24 protein-coding genes are annotated in these 12,681 nt (G+C 38.9%); 23 read left to right on the top strand and 1 reads right to left on the bottom strand.

Features of this window, described 5'->3' with window-relative positions; genetic code table 11:
- The first annotated feature begins 7 nt into the window (after positions 1 to 7).
- From rpsC to rplQ, 22 genes are all read left to right on the top strand, one after another.
- Positions 8 to 742 carry a 30S ribosomal protein S3 gene (rpsC, locus tag AC3IRX_RS06265; protein WP_459083242.1) on the top strand — a complete coding sequence of 245 codons (735 nt, stop codon included), beginning with the start codon at positions 8 to 10 and terminating at the stop codon, positions 740 to 742.
- 96 nt (positions 743 to 838) lie between these two features.
- Entirely contained in the window at positions 839 to 1,264 is a 426-nt protein-coding gene (gene rplP / locus AC3IRX_RS06260; RefSeq protein WP_489209004.1) for a 50S ribosomal protein L16, read from the top strand.
- Between the two features lie 11 nt (positions 1,265 to 1,275).
- Complete coding sequence (gene rpmC / locus AC3IRX_RS06255) at positions 1,276 to 1,461, top strand: 50S ribosomal protein L29 (RefSeq protein ID WP_489209002.1); 186 nt, start codon at positions 1,276 to 1,278, stop codon at positions 1,459 to 1,461.
- A 12-nt stretch (positions 1,462 to 1,473) separates the two neighbouring features.
- Positions 1,474 to 1,728, top strand: a complete 255-nt coding sequence (gene rpsQ / locus AC3IRX_RS06250) for a 30S ribosomal protein S17 (protein ID WP_459083245.1) — start codon at positions 1,474 to 1,476, stop codon at positions 1,726 to 1,728.
- The gene (rplN, locus tag AC3IRX_RS06245; RefSeq protein ID WP_459083246.1) at positions 1,728 to 2,096 is read left to right on the top strand and encodes a 50S ribosomal protein L14; all 369 of its coding nucleotides are present in this window, start codon (positions 1,728 to 1,730) and stop codon (positions 2,094 to 2,096) included. Before rpsQ ends, rplN begins: the two co-directional genes overlap by 1 nt.
- A gap of 19 nt (positions 2,097 to 2,115) precedes the next feature.
- On the top strand, positions 2,116 to 2,436 hold the full coding sequence (gene rplX / locus AC3IRX_RS06240) for a 50S ribosomal protein L24 (protein WP_459083247.1): 321 nt from the start codon (positions 2,116 to 2,118) through the stop codon (positions 2,434 to 2,436).
- 11 nt (positions 2,437 to 2,447) lie between these two features.
- Entirely contained in the window at positions 2,448 to 2,999 is a 552-nt protein-coding gene (gene rplE, locus AC3IRX_RS06235) for a 50S ribosomal protein L5 (RefSeq protein WP_459083248.1), read from the top strand.
- Between the two features lie 2 nt (positions 3,000 to 3,001).
- The gene (gene rpsN / locus AC3IRX_RS06230; protein ID WP_194738719.1) at positions 3,002 to 3,271 is read left to right on the top strand and encodes a 30S ribosomal protein S14; all 270 of its coding nucleotides are present in this window, start codon (positions 3,002 to 3,004) and stop codon (positions 3,269 to 3,271) included.
- A 131-nt stretch (positions 3,272 to 3,402) separates the two neighbouring features.
- Positions 3,403 to 3,801: a 30S ribosomal protein S8 gene (gene rpsH / locus AC3IRX_RS06225; protein WP_459083249.1), complete on the top strand. Its 399-nt coding sequence runs from the start codon at positions 3,403 to 3,405 to the stop codon at positions 3,799 to 3,801.
- An 18-nt stretch (positions 3,802 to 3,819) separates the two neighbouring features.
- Positions 3,820 to 4,365 carry a 50S ribosomal protein L6 gene (gene rplF / locus AC3IRX_RS06220; RefSeq protein WP_489208999.1) on the top strand — a complete coding sequence of 182 codons (546 nt, stop codon included), beginning with the start codon at positions 3,820 to 3,822 and terminating at the stop codon, positions 4,363 to 4,365.
- A 14-nt stretch (positions 4,366 to 4,379) separates the two neighbouring features.
- Positions 4,380 to 4,727 (top strand): 50S ribosomal protein L18, encoded by a 348-nt coding sequence (gene rplR / locus AC3IRX_RS06215; protein WP_489208997.1) that lies wholly within the window; start codon positions 4,380 to 4,382, stop codon positions 4,725 to 4,727.
- 19 nt (positions 4,728 to 4,746) lie between these two features.
- Entirely contained in the window at positions 4,747 to 5,271 is a 525-nt protein-coding gene (gene rpsE / locus AC3IRX_RS06210; RefSeq protein WP_489208995.1) for a 30S ribosomal protein S5, read from the top strand.
- 12 nt (positions 5,272 to 5,283) lie between these two features.
- Positions 5,284 to 5,463 (top strand): 50S ribosomal protein L30, encoded by a 180-nt coding sequence (gene rpmD / locus AC3IRX_RS06205; protein ID WP_459083253.1) that lies wholly within the window; start codon positions 5,284 to 5,286, stop codon positions 5,461 to 5,463.
- 15 nt (positions 5,464 to 5,478) lie between these two features.
- Positions 5,479 to 5,928 (top strand): 50S ribosomal protein L15, encoded by a 450-nt coding sequence (gene rplO, locus AC3IRX_RS06200; RefSeq protein WP_459083254.1) that lies wholly within the window; start codon positions 5,479 to 5,481, stop codon positions 5,926 to 5,928.
- A 15-nt stretch (positions 5,929 to 5,943) separates the two neighbouring features.
- Complete coding sequence (secY, locus tag AC3IRX_RS06195) at positions 5,944 to 7,326, top strand: preprotein translocase subunit SecY (protein WP_489208993.1); 1,383 nt, start codon at positions 5,944 to 5,946, stop codon at positions 7,324 to 7,326.
- A 4-nt stretch (positions 7,327 to 7,330) separates the two neighbouring features.
- Positions 7,331 to 7,546 (top strand): translation initiation factor IF-1, encoded by a 216-nt coding sequence (gene infA / locus AC3IRX_RS06190; protein ID WP_459083256.1) that lies wholly within the window; start codon positions 7,331 to 7,333, stop codon positions 7,544 to 7,546.
- 11 nt (positions 7,547 to 7,557) lie between these two features.
- The gene (gene rpmJ, locus AC3IRX_RS06185) at positions 7,558 to 7,674 is read left to right on the top strand and encodes a 50S ribosomal protein L36 (RefSeq protein ID WP_007839480.1); all 117 of its coding nucleotides are present in this window, start codon (positions 7,558 to 7,560) and stop codon (positions 7,672 to 7,674) included.
- A gap of 9 nt (positions 7,675 to 7,683) precedes the next feature.
- The gene (rpsM, locus tag AC3IRX_RS06180; protein WP_459083257.1) at positions 7,684 to 8,061 is read left to right on the top strand and encodes a 30S ribosomal protein S13; all 378 of its coding nucleotides are present in this window, start codon (positions 7,684 to 7,686) and stop codon (positions 8,059 to 8,061) included.
- 11 nt (positions 8,062 to 8,072) lie between these two features.
- Positions 8,073 to 8,462, top strand: coding sequence for a 30S ribosomal protein S11 (rpsK, locus tag AC3IRX_RS06175; RefSeq protein ID WP_459083258.1), 390 nt, complete (start codon positions 8,073 to 8,075; stop codon positions 8,460 to 8,462).
- A 16-nt stretch (positions 8,463 to 8,478) separates the two neighbouring features.
- The gene (rpsD, locus tag AC3IRX_RS06170; protein ID WP_489208989.1) at positions 8,479 to 9,087 is read left to right on the top strand and encodes a 30S ribosomal protein S4; all 609 of its coding nucleotides are present in this window, start codon (positions 8,479 to 8,481) and stop codon (positions 9,085 to 9,087) included.
- Positions 9,088 to 9,118: 31 nt separating this feature from the next.
- The gene (locus AC3IRX_RS06165) at positions 9,119 to 10,114 is read left to right on the top strand and encodes a DNA-directed RNA polymerase subunit alpha (protein ID WP_489208988.1); all 996 of its coding nucleotides are present in this window, start codon (positions 9,119 to 9,121) and stop codon (positions 10,112 to 10,114) included.
- Between the two features lie 6 nt (positions 10,115 to 10,120).
- A complete protein-coding gene (gene rplQ / locus AC3IRX_RS06160; RefSeq protein WP_489208986.1) occupies positions 10,121 to 10,648 on the top strand; it encodes a 50S ribosomal protein L17 in 528 nt (175 codons plus the stop codon).
- 61 nt (positions 10,649 to 10,709) lie between these two features.
- On the opposite strand, the gene AC3IRX_RS06155 is transcribed toward rplQ, so the two are convergent.
- Positions 10,710 to 11,111 (bottom strand): hypothetical protein, encoded by a 402-nt coding sequence (locus AC3IRX_RS06155; protein ID WP_489208984.1) that lies wholly within the window; start codon positions 11,109 to 11,111, stop codon positions 10,710 to 10,712.
- Between the two features lie 151 nt (positions 11,112 to 11,262).
- Here AC3IRX_RS06155 and eno point away from each other — a divergent pair, with 151 nt between their 5' ends.
- Positions 11,263 to 12,555, top strand: coding sequence for a phosphopyruvate hydratase (gene eno / locus AC3IRX_RS06150; protein WP_489208982.1), 1,293 nt, complete (start codon positions 11,263 to 11,265; stop codon positions 12,553 to 12,555).
- Positions 12,556 to 12,681: the final 126 nt, after the last annotated feature.

Below are 12,681 nucleotides of genomic sequence, written 5' to 3'. Positions count from 1 at the left end.
TCAAGGTATGGGACAGAAGACAAATCCAATTGGTAACAGATTAGGTATCATCAGAGGATGGGATTCGAACTGGTATGGTGGAAAAGATTATGGAGACAGAATCGCAGAAGACTATAAAATCAGAAGATACCTTGATGCTAGATTATCTAAAGGTGGGGTTTCAAAAATCTACATCGATAGAACCTTAAAATTAGTGACTGTAACAATTACGACTGCTAGACCGGGACTTATCATCGGGAAAGGAGGACAAGAGGTTGATAAATTGAAAGAAGAATTGAAAAAACTTACCGGTAAGGAAGTTCAAATCAATATTTTCGAAATCAAGAGACCAGAACTTGACGCCGTATTAGTTGCAGATAGCATTGCAAAGCAAATTGAAAACCGTATTTCTTACAGAAGAGCGGTAAAAATGGCCATTGCAAGTAGCATGAGAATGGGAGCGGAAGGAATCAAAGTAATGGTTTCTGGACGTTTGAACGGAGCTGAAATGGCAAGAAGTGAATCTTTCAAAGACGGAAGAATTCCACTTTCTACTTTCAGAGCTGATATCGATTATCATTGGGCTGAAGCGCACACGACTTACGGAAGACTAGGCATCAAAGTCTGGATCATGAAAGGAGAAGTTTATGGAAAAAGAGACTTAACTCCACTAGTAGGTCAACAACAGAAGAAATCGGCTCCAAGAGGAGAGCGTTCGGATAGAGGTGGCGATAGAAGACCAAGAAGAAACAATAATAATTAAAATTTTAGATTAGACGTTTTTAATTTTAAATTACCGTTACTTTTTTAAAATGAGAAAATCTAAAATCTAAAATCTAAAATCTAAAATTTAGAAATTATGTTACAACCAAGAAGAACCAAATTTCGTCGTGTTCATAAGATGAAGATGAAGGGAAATGCGCAGAGAGGATCTCAATTAGCGTATGGAACTTTTGGAATCAAGGCCACAGACGGAGCTTGGATTACTGCAAGACAAATAGAGGCTGCGCGTATTGCTGCAACTCGATATATGAAAAGAGAAGGGCAACTATGGATCAAAATATTCCCAGACAAGCCAATTACCAAAAAACCTGCGGAAGTACGTATGGGGAAAGGGAAAGGTGCTGTTGAATATTGGGTAGCTGTAGTTAAGCCTGGTAAAATTATGTTTGAAGTGGGTGGAGTTCCTTATGAAGTTGCAAAAGAAGCTCTTCGTTTGGCCGCTCAAAAATTACCAATCGTCACTAAGTTCGTGGTGGCTAACGATTTTGTTAAACCTGAATAAATCTTTGAATTATGAAAAATGCGGAAATCAAAAATTTAAGCGCAGGGGATCTACAAGCTAAGCTAGCTGAAGTAAAAGCAGAATTCATTAAATTGAAACTTGCTCATAGAATCAGCCCAGTAGAAAACCCAATTCAAATCAGAGATTTGAGAAAGACGATCGCTAGATTAAATACTGAGTTAACTAACAAACAATAATTTCATTTACCAATGGAAAGAAATTTAAGAAAAGAAAGAATCGGAGTTGTTTCCAGCAACAAAATGGAAAAAACTATTGTTGTTAGTGAAACATTGAAAATGAAACACCCGATGTATGGAAAATTCGTTACTAAAACGAAGAAGTACACGGCACACGATGAAAACAACGAGTGCAACGAGGGGGACACTGTTCTTATCCAAGAAACAAGACCTCTTAGTAAAAGCAAGAATTGGAGATTAGTAAGAATCATTGAAAAAGCTAAGTAATGTTACAAACAGAATCAAGATTAAAAGTAGCTGACAATACTGGTGCAAAAGAAGTACTAGTGATCAGAGTTCTGGGAGGAACCAGAAGAAGATATGCTTCCGTTGGTGATAAGATCGTAGTGACTATCAAAGATTCTACACCACAAGGAAACGCGAAAAAAGGACAAGTATCCAAAGCGGTTGTGATACGCACAAAGAAAGCAGTGAGAAGAAAAGATGGATCTTACATCAAATTCGACGACAATGCTTGTGTGTTACTTAACGCAGCTGGAGAAATGAGAGGTACGCGTGTTTTTGGACCGGTAGCTCGTGAGTTGAGAGACAAAGAATACATGAAAGTCATTTCATTGGCTCCCGAAGTACTTTAATTTTTAAAATTTAAGAAGAATGACAAAAGTTAAAATTAAAAGAGGAGACCAGGTACTAATTACAACCGGTAAGAACAAAGGTTCTAAAGGGGAAGTACTTGAAGTGATCAAAAAAGAAGGAAAAGATCCAAGAGTAGTAGTTGCAGGAGCAAACATCGTGAAAAAACACGTAAAGCCCTCTGCTTCTAACCCTCAAGGTGGTATCGTAGAGAAGGAAGCTTCTATTCACATTTCTAACGTCGCTTTGATGGACAAAGACGGAAAAGCAACGAAAGTAGGAACGAAAGTAGAAGGTGACAAAAAAGTGAGAGTTGCTAAATCAACCGGTGAAACTTTATAATGCATAAGACAATGGAATTTATAGCAAGACCTAAAACAATATATAAAGAGAAAATTGTTCCTGCGATGATGGAAGAATTTGGGTACAAATCTGTAATGCAGGTACCTAAATTAGAAAAAATCGTAATTTCCCAAGGTTTGGGAGCTGCAACTGCGGATAAAAAAATCGTAGATTATGCAGTGGAAGAATTGACAATGATCACTGGCCAAAAAGCAGTAGGAACACTTTCAAAGAAAGACGAAGCTGCATTCAAATTAAGAAAAGGAATGCCAGTAGGTGCAAGAGTGACTTTAAGAGCGATTAGAATGTATGAATTCTTAGATCGTCTTACGTCTTCTGCACTTCCGAGAATTAGAGATTTCAACGGCATCAAAGCAGACGGTTTTGATGGTAGAGGAAACTATAACTTAGGAATTACCGAACAAATCATTTTCCCTGAAATCGTAATTGACAAAGTGAAAAAGATCCAAGGGATGGACATTACGTTTGTAACTTCTGCGAAAACAGACAAAGAAGCAAAAGCGTTATTAACTCATTTCGGTTTACCTTTCAAAAAGAACTAAGAATGGCTAAAGAATCAATGAAAGCGCGTGAGCGCAAAAGAGAAGCAATGGTTGCGAAATATGCTGAGAAAAGAAAGGCTTTGAAAGAGGCTGGAGATTACGAAGCATTACAAAAACTTCCTAAAAACGCTTCCCCTGTAAGACTTCACAACAGATGTAAACTTACAGGAAGACCTAGAGGATATATGAGAACTTTTGGTTTGTCTAGAGTAACATTTAGAGAAATGGCCAATCAAGGACTTATCCCAGGGGTTAAGAAAGCAAGTTGGTAACAATTTATTTTAAATCAAGATAATTAAGTTTAAGTCCTAGTCGAAAGTTATTTGAGATAACTTAACTCGAAATTAGCCTTCGACGGATTTAAATACTGATTATTCTCAACCAATAACAACAAAAACGAAAAATGGTAACAGATCCAATTTCAGATTTCCTAACTAGAGTAAGGAACGCACAAAGCGCAGGCCACAAGGTGGTGGAAATTCCTGCATCGAAAATCAAAAAGGAGATTACGAAGATTCTATTTGACCAAGGGTACATCTCAAACTACAAGTTTGAAGAGAGCTCGGTTCAAGGGAACATCAAAATCGCTTTGAAGTACGACAAACTATCCGGTAAACCGGCAATTAAATCTATCCAGAGAGCTTCCAGACCTGGACTTAGATATTATGCAGGTTCTACTGAACTTCCAAGAGTTCTTAACGGATTAGGAATCGCTATTATCTCAACTTCGAAAGGAGTTATGACAGGTAAACAAGCGAAGAGCGACAAAGTAGGCGGTGAAGTAATCTGCTATGTTTATTAATTTTTTAAAATAAGGAAAATGTCAAGAATTGGTAAAGCAATTATAAATATTCCTTCTGGAGTGACGGTAACAGAGTCTAATGGCGTTGTTACTGTGAAAGGCCCGAAAGGGGAACTTTCACAAACTCTTACGGATGGAATCGCTTTAGAGCAAAAGGACGGAGTTCTTACAGTAACTCGCCCTTCTGAATCTAAGCAGCACAAAGCGCTTCACGGTTTATACAGAGCGCTTATTAACAACATGATCATTGGAACCAACGAAGGTTTCACCAACAAGCTGGAGCTTGTAGGGGTAGGATATAGAGCTTCTAATTCAGGTCAAAAACTTGAATTGGCTTTAGGTTTCTCCCACGGGATCGTTCTAGAACTTCCAAGCGAAGTGAAACTAGAAACATTAACTGAAAAGGGTAAAAACCCAATTATTACTTTGTCTTCACACGACAAGCAGCTATTAGGAATGGTATCTGCTAAAATCAGATCTTTCAGAAAGCCTGAGCCGTACAAAGGTAAAGGGGTGAGATTCGTAGGTGAAATCGTGAGAAGAAAAGCTGGTAAATCTGCTTAATAAATTTTAAGAAAATGGCACTGAATAAATTACAGAAAAGAAACAGGATCAAAAGAAGAGTAAGAGGAAAAATCTCTGGCTCTGCTGAACTGCCAAGATTATCCGTATACAAAAGTAATAAGGAAATTTACGCACAGTTGATCGACGACAAAGAGGGAAAAACCCTTGCTTACGCGTCTTCAAGAGCGTTAAAAGCGACAGGAAATAAAGTGGAAGTTTCAACGCAAGTGGGGAAAGCCATTGCAGAGGTTGCGAAAGCAGCTGGAATTGAAACTATAGTGTTCGACAGAAACGGTTTCGTATACCATGGTAGAGTGAAAGCTTTAGCGGAGGGTGCGAGAGAAGGCGGACTTAAATTCTAATCATATAATTTCGGAAACAATGTTTGGACAAGATAATATCGAAAAAGTAAAACCGGGAGGATTAGAACTTAAAGATCGCCTCGTATCGGTGAACAGAGTAACTAAGGTAACCAAAGGGGGACGTGCATTTGGATTCTCTGCTATTGTAGTAGTAGGAGACGAAGCCGGAATCGTAGGTTACGGTTTAGGGAAATCAAAAGAAGTTGCTACTGCAATTTCTAAAGCAGTCGAAGACGCGAAAAAGAATTTGGTGAAAATTCCGGTAACTAAAGAAGGAACTATCTACCACGAGTCAAAAGCTCGTTTTGGTGGGGCAGACATCTTTATGAAGCCAGCTTCGCATGGTACAGGGGTTATCGCAGGTAACACCGTTCGTATCGTAGTGGAATCGGCTGGTATTAAAGACATTCTTACAAAATCTAAAGGATCTTCTAATCCACATAACATGGTAAAAGCAACTTTCAAGGCGCTTTTAGACATTAGAACTCCAGAAGAAATCGCAAGAATGCGTGGTGTATCTCTCGATAAAGTATTTAAACACTAAAAGTTTTAAAAAATGGCAACAATTAAAGTAAAGCAAGTAAGAAGTGCTATTGGTAGAACAAAATCTCAAAAGAGAACTCTTGAGGCTTTGGGTTTAAAGAAATTACACCAAGTAGTAGAACACGAAGCAACCCCTTCTATCTTAGGAATGGTAGCTGCCGTGAGACATTTAGTAGAAGTTCAGGAAAACTAATCAAATTTAATTACAATGAAATTAAATACTATACAACCGGCTAGCGGAGCTACTCACAATTCCAAAAGAATTGGTAGAGGTCAGGGAAGCGGAAAAGGCGGTACTTCAACCAAAGGACATAAGGGTCAGAAGTCAAGATCTGGGTATTCTCAGAAGATTGGTTTCGAAGGAGGGCAGATGCCACTTCAAAGAAGACTTCCTAAGTTCGGTTTCAACAACGTGAATAGAAAAGAGTTTAGAGGAATCAATTTAGATTCAATTCAAACCCTAATTGATACAAAAGGTCTTACAGGTGATATCACTAAAGACGTGTTAGTAGCAAACGGTTTAGCCTCTAAAAATGACCTTGTGAAAATCATGGGTCGTGGCGAATTCAAAGCAGGAGTTTCAATTACTGCCGACAAATTCACCAAATCTGCGGAAGAATTAATTTCAAAAGCAGGAGGTAAAGCAATTACTCTTTAATCTCTTATTTACGTAATGAAAGAATTTATACAGACACTTACAAACATTTGGAACCTCAAGGAACTTAGGGAAAAAATTATTTTTACCTTAGGGTTAATTCTTGTGTATAGATTCGCATCTTATATTTCTCTCCCGGCCATTAACATGGCCGAGGTAGGGAATTTATTGGAATTATATAAAAATCAAGGTGGTAGTCAATCAGGAGCAGGTCTTCTAGGACTACTTTCTTCGTTTACTGGGGGGGCGTTCAGCCGGGCCTCTATTATGGCTCTTGGAATCATGCCTTACATTTCTGCTTCGATTATCGTGCAGTTAATGGGGATGGCCATTCCTTACCTTCAGAAACTTCAGAAAGACGGACAGAGCGGTAGAAATACCCTAAATCAAATTACGCGTTGGTTAACCATTGCTGTTTGTTTGGTGCAAGCCCCGTCTTACCTTACCTCAATTACGCAGATGTTCCTTCCGTACTCTCAATTCCAAAGCGCGTACTATGTAGAGCCCAATTCAATTATGTTTTGGCTTCCTAGTATTGTGATCTTGGTTGCTGGATCCGTTTTCGCGATGTGGCTTGGAGAAAAAATCACGGACAAAGGAATCGGTAACGGTATCTCAATTCTAATTATGGTAGGGATCCTAGCGGATCTTCCTTCCTCTTTCTTGCAAGAAATTGCAACGCAAACTGGAAAAGGAGGGTTAGGAACTATTATGATTCTGATTGAAGTATTGTTCTGGATGCTGGTCGTATTGCTAGGAGTCATCCTTTCGGTTGCCGTAAGAAAGATTCCAATTCAGTATGTATCGCGTGCGCAAGCTCGAGGAGGAGTGAACCGTAATTTAATGCAGGGTGCAAGACAGTGGATCCCTTTGAAAGTGAATGCTTCCGGAGTAATGCCCATTATCTTTGCCCAAGCACTAATGTTCGTTCCTGGTTTATTAACCAATATGGATGAGACTAACACATTTTTGGCTGGTTTCAAAAATGTTTTTAGCTGGCAGTACAATGTGCTGTTTGCAATCTTAATTATTGTATTCACATTCTTCTATACCGCAATTACAATTCCTGTGAATCAGATGGCTGAGGATCTAAAAAGGAATGGGGGGCTTATCCCTAAAGTAAGACCGGGGAAGGAATCGGCTGATTATCTGGATGATATATTGTCCAAAATTACTTTGCCGGGTTCAATATTTTTAGCTATCTTTGCAATCCTTCCGGCACTTGTGTACGGAACTCTGGTTCAGACAGATAGATTCGCCTTATTCTTTGGGGGAACTTCTCTGTTGATTATGGTGGGCGTTATATTAGATACCATTCAACAAATCAATACGTACTTGTTGAATCATCATTATGACGGATTAATGCAATCGAAACTCTCCAGAACCACAAATTTTGAATAGATAGATGGCTAAGCAAAAACATATTGAACAGGATGGCGTGATCGTGGAAGCACTTTCTAACGCCATGTTTCGCGTGGAGCTTGAAAATGGGCATATTTTAATTGCACATATTTCTGGCAAAATGAGAATGCACTATATTAAACTCTTACCTGGTGACCGGGTAAGACTCGAAATGTCCCCGTATGATTTAACGAAGGGGCGCATCACTTTTAGATATTAAAAATAATTACAATGAAAGTAAGAGCATCGATTAAAAAAAGAAGTGCTGATTGCAAGATTGTACGTCGTAAAGGAGTACTTTTTGTAATCAACAAAAAAAACCCAAAATTTAAACAAAGACAAGGCTAACATTAAATTATGGCGAGAATTTCCGGTATTGATTTACCAAAAAACAAAAGAGGCGTTATCGGTTTAACTTATATTTATGGAGTAGGTAGAAGCACAGCTTCTGCTATCCTTAAAAATGCCGGTATCAGCGAAGACAAAAAAGTCAACGAATGGAATGACGATGAATTGGCGGCTATCAGAAACTACATCACAGACAACGTAAAAGTTGAAGGTGAGTTACGTTCAGAGGTTCAATTGAACATCAAACGTCTGATGGACATAGGATGCCAACGAGGAATACGTCACAGACTCGGATTACCTTTAAGAGGCCAAAGAACGAAAAACAATTCTAGAACCCGTAAAGGAAGAAGAAAAACAGTTGCTAACAAGAAAAAAGCAAGTAAATAATCGTTAGAATTATGGCAAAACAAAGTAAAGTAGTTAAGAAAAGGAAAGTAAAAGTTGAGGCTATTGGAGAAGCACATATTCAAGCGTCTTTCAACAATATTATCATTTCTTTAACCAATAAAAGTGGGGAAGTAATCTCTTGGGCATCTGCCGGTAAAATGGGATTCAGAGGATCTAAAAAGAACACTCCTTTTGCAGCTCAAATGGCTGCTGAAAACTGCGCTACTGTAGCTCACGATGCGGGACTACGTAGAGTAAAGGTGTTTGTGAAAGGACCCGGACAAGGGAGAGAATCCGCTATCCGTACCATTCACAATTCAGGTATTGAAGTTAGTGAAATCGTAGATGTGACTCCAATGCCACACAACGGATGTAGACCACCTAAAAGAAGAAGAGTTTAATTTTTAGATTTAACCTATGGCTAGATATATTGGACCAAAAACAAAGATTGCGAGAAAGTTTGGTGCTGCAATCTTCGGAGACGACAAGAACTTCGAGAGAAGAAAAAACCAACCCCCAGGACAACACGGACCGAACAAAAGAAGAGGTGCGAAGAAGTCTGAATATGCGAATCAGCTTGCTGAAAAGCAAAAAGCTAAATATACTTATGGTATTTTAGAAAAGCAATTTGCAAACTTATTTGAAAAAGCCTCCAGATCCAGTGGCGTAACTGGGGAGATCCTACTTCAACTATGTGAATCAAGACTTGATAACGTAGTATACAGAGCAGGATATGCAAAATCAAGAGCAGGTGCAAGACAATTGGTTTCTCACAGACATATTACTGTGAATGGTGAGTTAGTGAACATCCCGTCTTATTCCCTTAAGCCTGGTGATGTAATTGCAGTAAGAGAGAAATCAAAATCTCTAGAAGTAATTGCAGATTCACTTGCTTCCAAATCCACCTACGAGTGGTTACAATTCAACGATGAAAAGAAGGAATGTAACTTCGTAGCTGTTCCCGAAAGAATTCAGATTCCTGAAGACATTAGAGAACAGTTTATCGTGGAACTATACAACAAATAATAATTAAATCAATTTTTGCTCAACCAACAATATGGCAATTTTACAATTCATAAAACCCGATAAGGTAATTCTATTAAACTCTGATGATTTTAGAGGTCAGTTTGAATTCAGACCTTTGGAACCTGGTTTCGGTCTTACCATCGGTAATGCTTTGAGAAGAGTATTACTTTCTTCTCTAGAAGGATATGCTATTTCATCTATCAAAATTGAAGGTGTAGAGCACGAGTTTTCAACTATTCCTGGAGTAATCGAGGATGTAACAGAGATTGTTCTTAATTTGAAACAATTGCGTTTGAAAGCGAAATCTGAAAATGAGGCCTCTGAGCAGGTTGTAGCTAAAATTTCTGGTCAAACTCAAGTGACGGCTGGCGATTTAGGTAAATCAATGAACGGTTTTGAAGTGTTGAATAAAGATCTTGTGATCTGTAATTTAACTAAAGACGTAAGTTTTGAAATTACTTTCAATGTAGAGAAAGGAAGAGGATATGTTCCATCGGAACAAAACAAGTCCAACAATGCTCCCCTAGGAACCATTGCGATTGATTCTATCTTTACGCCGATCAAGAAAGTACAGTATTCTATTGAAAACTACCGTGTAGAGCAAAAAACAGACTACGAAAAATTAGTTATTGACATCGAAACTGACGGTTCGATCACTCCACAGAATGCTTTAACAGAAGCTTCTAAGATTTTGATCTACCACTTCATGCTATTCTCTGACGAAAGGATTACCCTGGAAACAGAAGCAGTGAAAGCTTCAATTCAATACGACGAAGAAACTCTTCATACTAGACAACTACTGAAAACTAAATTATCTGATTTAGATCTATCGGTAAGAGCGCTTAACTGTCTTAAGGCAGCGGAAGTTGAAAGTTTAGGAGAACTCGTTTCTTACAGTAAGTCTGATTTAATGAAATTTAGAAATTTCGGTAAGAAATCTTTAACTGAATTAGAAGAATTAGTACATTCAAAAGGTCTTAACTTCGGTTTTGACGTCGCAAAGTATAAACTAGATGCTGATAAATAATTAACAATGAGACACGGTAAAAAATTTAATCACTTAGGAAGAACAGCGCCACACAGAAAGGCAATGCTTTCTAATATGGCTTGTTCTCTTATTGAGCATAAAAGAATCAACACGACTGTGGCTAAAGCGAAAGCTTTAAGAGTTTATGTTGAACCCCTTTTAACAAAAGCAAAAGAAGATACAACTCACAACAGAAGAACAGTGTTCTCTTACTTACAAAGCAAAGAAGCGATTACGGAACTTTTTAGAACCATCGCTCCTAAAATTGCAGGTAGAGAAGGAGGGTATACCCGAATCATCAAAACAGGTTTTAGACTTGGGGATGCTGCGGATATGGCTATGATCGAACTGGTTGACTTCAACGAGCTGTATAATCCAAACGAAGAGGAGAAGAAAACGACAAGAAGAAGCCGCAAGACTTCCACTAAAAAAGCTGAAGCAGTAGCTACTCTTCCAACGAAAGAGGAAGAAAAAGCTCCAGAAGCTGTGGAAGAGCCAAAAGCTGAATCCAACGAAGAAAAATCAGAAAACTAATCGTTTTTTGATTTCAAATAAAACAGTCCGCTTAAGCAATTAAGCGGACTGTTTGTTTTTACTAGTCTTGACCTCTTGCTTTTTTGAGTTCAATCACGTTATCCCCTTGGTCAAGTACGATACTATCTCCAAAGGCGCGGATTTCAATGTCGTGATCTTTGTAGATCGCCTCATTGTCTTTTGAGTCCACTTGAGGAACCGTTAAGGTCAGTTGATTGCTTTTAAGCGTAATGGTGTTGCCTCCATTTTCAGAGGCAAAGGTTACGTTTGTGTTCGATCCGTCGAACGCAACATAACGAAAGGTGCCAGGTTCCATGGTGTGTCTTAGATTGGCGCTATCGACTTCCACAGTGCTTATTGTATCTTGCGAATCTGCAACGACAAGGCCTTTGTTTCCTTCCGTTTTTGAACAACTAATTAGTAGGACTGCAGGAAGGGCTAGGAGTAAAAGTTTTGATTTCATCTTCTTATGATTTTTATAGATACCGAAAGTTACAATATTTTCAGTAAACCAAAGGGTGCAGAAAAGACTCGCTAAAATTTACATAAATGCTTTATTTTGATTATTTTTGTAGGATAAGTTTTTAGCTTACTAACATTTAATTATTTACACAATGAGTTACATTTCGTACATCGAAGCAAGACAAATTTTAGATTCTAGAGGAAATCCAACTGTAGAAGTGGATGTCTTTACAGAGAATGGTTCTGTGGGACGCGCTGCCGTTCCTTCAGGAGCTTCTACTGGAGAACACGAGGCCGTAGAACTTAGAGACGGAGGTAGTGATTATTTGGGGAAAGGAGTACTCAAGGCAGTAGAGAATGTTCGCGATGAAATTGCACCCGAACTCATTGGAATTCCCGTACACGAACAAAATTTGATTGATCAGATCATGATTGATCTTGACGGAACTCCCAACAAAGGTAGACTTGGTGCCAATGCTATCCTAGGGGTTTCTCTTGCGGCAGCTAGAGCAGCTGCAAAAGATTTAAGAATGCCACTATACAAATACGTAGGCGGTGTGAATGCAAATACGCTTCCGGTTCCGATGATGAATGTCATTAACGGAGGATCTCATTCGGATGCACCGATTGCTTTCCAAGAATTTATGATCATGCCTGTGAAGGCTGATTCCTTCTCCCATGCACTACGCAAAGGGACAGAAATCTTTCACCAGTTAAAATCCATTTTAAAATCTCGTGGCCTTTCTACAGCTGTAGGAGACGAAGGAGGTTTTGCTCCCACGTTTAAAGGGACTGAAGATGCCTTAGATACGCTTACCCAAGCCATTGAAAAAGCTGGATATAAACCAGGTGACGATATTATGTTCGCCCTAGACTGCGCAGCGTCTGAATTTTACAAAGAAGGGACTTACGACTACCGTAAATTTGAAGGCGACAAAGGAGCTCACCGTTCCCGTGAAGAACAGGTAGATTACTTAGCTGAACTCGCTGCGAAATACCCTATTATTTCTATCGAGGACGGAATGCAAGAGGACGACTGGGAAGGTTGGAAAATGCTCACTGATAAAATTGGAGACAAAGTACAGCTAGTGGGAGACGATTTATTTGTAACCAATGTAGAGCGCCTTTCAAGAGGGATTAAAGACGGTATTGCAAATTCTATTTTAGTAAAAGTGAATCAGATCGGAACTCTTTCCGAAACGATGGCCGCGGTACAAATGGCACAACACAACCGTTATACCTCAGTAATGTCTCACCGTTCCGGAGAAACAGAAGATTCAACCGTTGCGGATCTTGCGGTGGCTATGAACTGTGGACAAATTAAAACAGGGTCTGCTTCTAGATCCGATCGTATGGCGAAATACAACCAGCTACTTCGCATCGAAGAAGCGCTTGGAGATACGGCCGTATTCCCAGGTTTGGAAGCCTTTAAAATCAATCGTTAAACGAAATTAAACTATGCAAAACATCGGATATTCCGGTGTTTTTTTTATGAATCAAATGGACATGTAATCAGGCAGATAAAGGGAGTAGGGCTTTTCAAATTTTCCCGTGCATTTTTTTGAATCAAA

The sequence above is a fragment of the Epilithonimonas sp. KH_059 genome, assembly GCF_057838485.1.
This window is presented reverse-complemented; position numbering and strand designations above follow the sequence as displayed.

Excerpts from the sequence above, each read along its gene's own strand:
- eno (WP_489208982.1), top strand. The coding sequence starts at position 11,263 with ATGAGTTACATTTCGTACATCGAAGCAAGACAAATTTTAGATTCTAGA.
- rpsM (WP_459083257.1), top strand. The coding sequence starts at position 7,684 with ATGGCGAGAATTTCCGGTATTGATTTACCAAAAAACAAAAGAGGCGTT.
- secY (WP_489208993.1), top strand. The coding sequence starts at position 5,944 with ATGAAAGAATTTATACAGACACTTACAAACATTTGGAACCTCAAGGAA.
- rpsH (WP_459083249.1), top strand. The coding sequence starts at position 3,403 with ATGGTAACAGATCCAATTTCAGATTTCCTAACTAGAGTAAGGAACGCA.
- rpmD (WP_459083253.1), top strand. The coding sequence starts at position 5,284 with ATGGCAACAATTAAAGTAAAGCAAGTAAGAAGTGCTATTGGTAGAACA.
- rplQ (WP_489208986.1), top strand. The coding sequence starts at position 10,121 with ATGAGACACGGTAAAAAATTTAATCACTTAGGAAGAACAGCGCCACAC.
- rplX (WP_459083247.1), top strand. The coding sequence starts at position 2,116 with ATGACAAAAGTTAAAATTAAAAGAGGAGACCAGGTACTAATTACAACC.
- rplO (WP_459083254.1), top strand. The coding sequence starts at position 5,479 with ATGAAATTAAATACTATACAACCGGCTAGCGGAGCTACTCACAATTCC.
- infA (WP_459083256.1), top strand. The coding sequence starts at position 7,331 with ATGGCTAAGCAAAAACATATTGAACAGGATGGCGTGATCGTGGAAGCA.
- rpsE (WP_489208995.1), top strand. The coding sequence starts at position 4,747 with ATGTTTGGACAAGATAATATCGAAAAAGTAAAACCGGGAGGATTAGAA.
- rpsQ (WP_459083245.1), top strand. The coding sequence starts at position 1,474 with ATGGAAAGAAATTTAAGAAAAGAAAGAATCGGAGTTGTTTCCAGCAAC.
- rplF (WP_489208999.1), top strand. The coding sequence starts at position 3,820 with ATGTCAAGAATTGGTAAAGCAATTATAAATATTCCTTCTGGAGTGACG.
- AC3IRX_RS06165 (WP_489208988.1), top strand. The coding sequence starts at position 9,119 with ATGGCAATTTTACAATTCATAAAACCCGATAAGGTAATTCTATTAAAC.
- rplE (WP_459083248.1), top strand. The coding sequence starts at position 2,448 with ATGGAATTTATAGCAAGACCTAAAACAATATATAAAGAGAAAATTGTT.
- rpmJ (WP_007839480.1), top strand. The coding sequence starts at position 7,558 with ATGAAAGTAAGAGCATCGATTAAAAAAAGAAGTGCTGATTGCAAGATT.
- rplP (WP_489209004.1), top strand. The coding sequence starts at position 839 with ATGTTACAACCAAGAAGAACCAAATTTCGTCGTGTTCATAAGATGAAG.
- rpsD (WP_489208989.1), top strand. The coding sequence starts at position 8,479 with ATGGCTAGATATATTGGACCAAAAACAAAGATTGCGAGAAAGTTTGGT.
- rpsN (WP_194738719.1), top strand. The coding sequence starts at position 3,002 with ATGGCTAAAGAATCAATGAAAGCGCGTGAGCGCAAAAGAGAAGCAATG.
- rplR (WP_489208997.1), top strand. The coding sequence starts at position 4,380 with ATGGCACTGAATAAATTACAGAAAAGAAACAGGATCAAAAGAAGAGTA.
- rplN (WP_459083246.1), top strand. The coding sequence starts at position 1,728 with ATGTTACAAACAGAATCAAGATTAAAAGTAGCTGACAATACTGGTGCA.
- rpmC (WP_489209002.1), top strand. The coding sequence starts at position 1,276 with ATGAAAAATGCGGAAATCAAAAATTTAAGCGCAGGGGATCTACAAGCT.
- rpsC (WP_459083242.1), top strand. The coding sequence starts at position 8 with ATGGGACAGAAGACAAATCCAATTGGTAACAGATTAGGTATCATCAGA.
- AC3IRX_RS06155 (WP_489208984.1), bottom strand. The coding sequence starts at position 11,111 with ATGAAATCAAAACTTTTACTCCTAGCCCTTCCTGCAGTCCTACTAATT.
- rpsK (WP_459083258.1), top strand. The coding sequence starts at position 8,073 with ATGGCAAAACAAAGTAAAGTAGTTAAGAAAAGGAAAGTAAAAGTTGAG.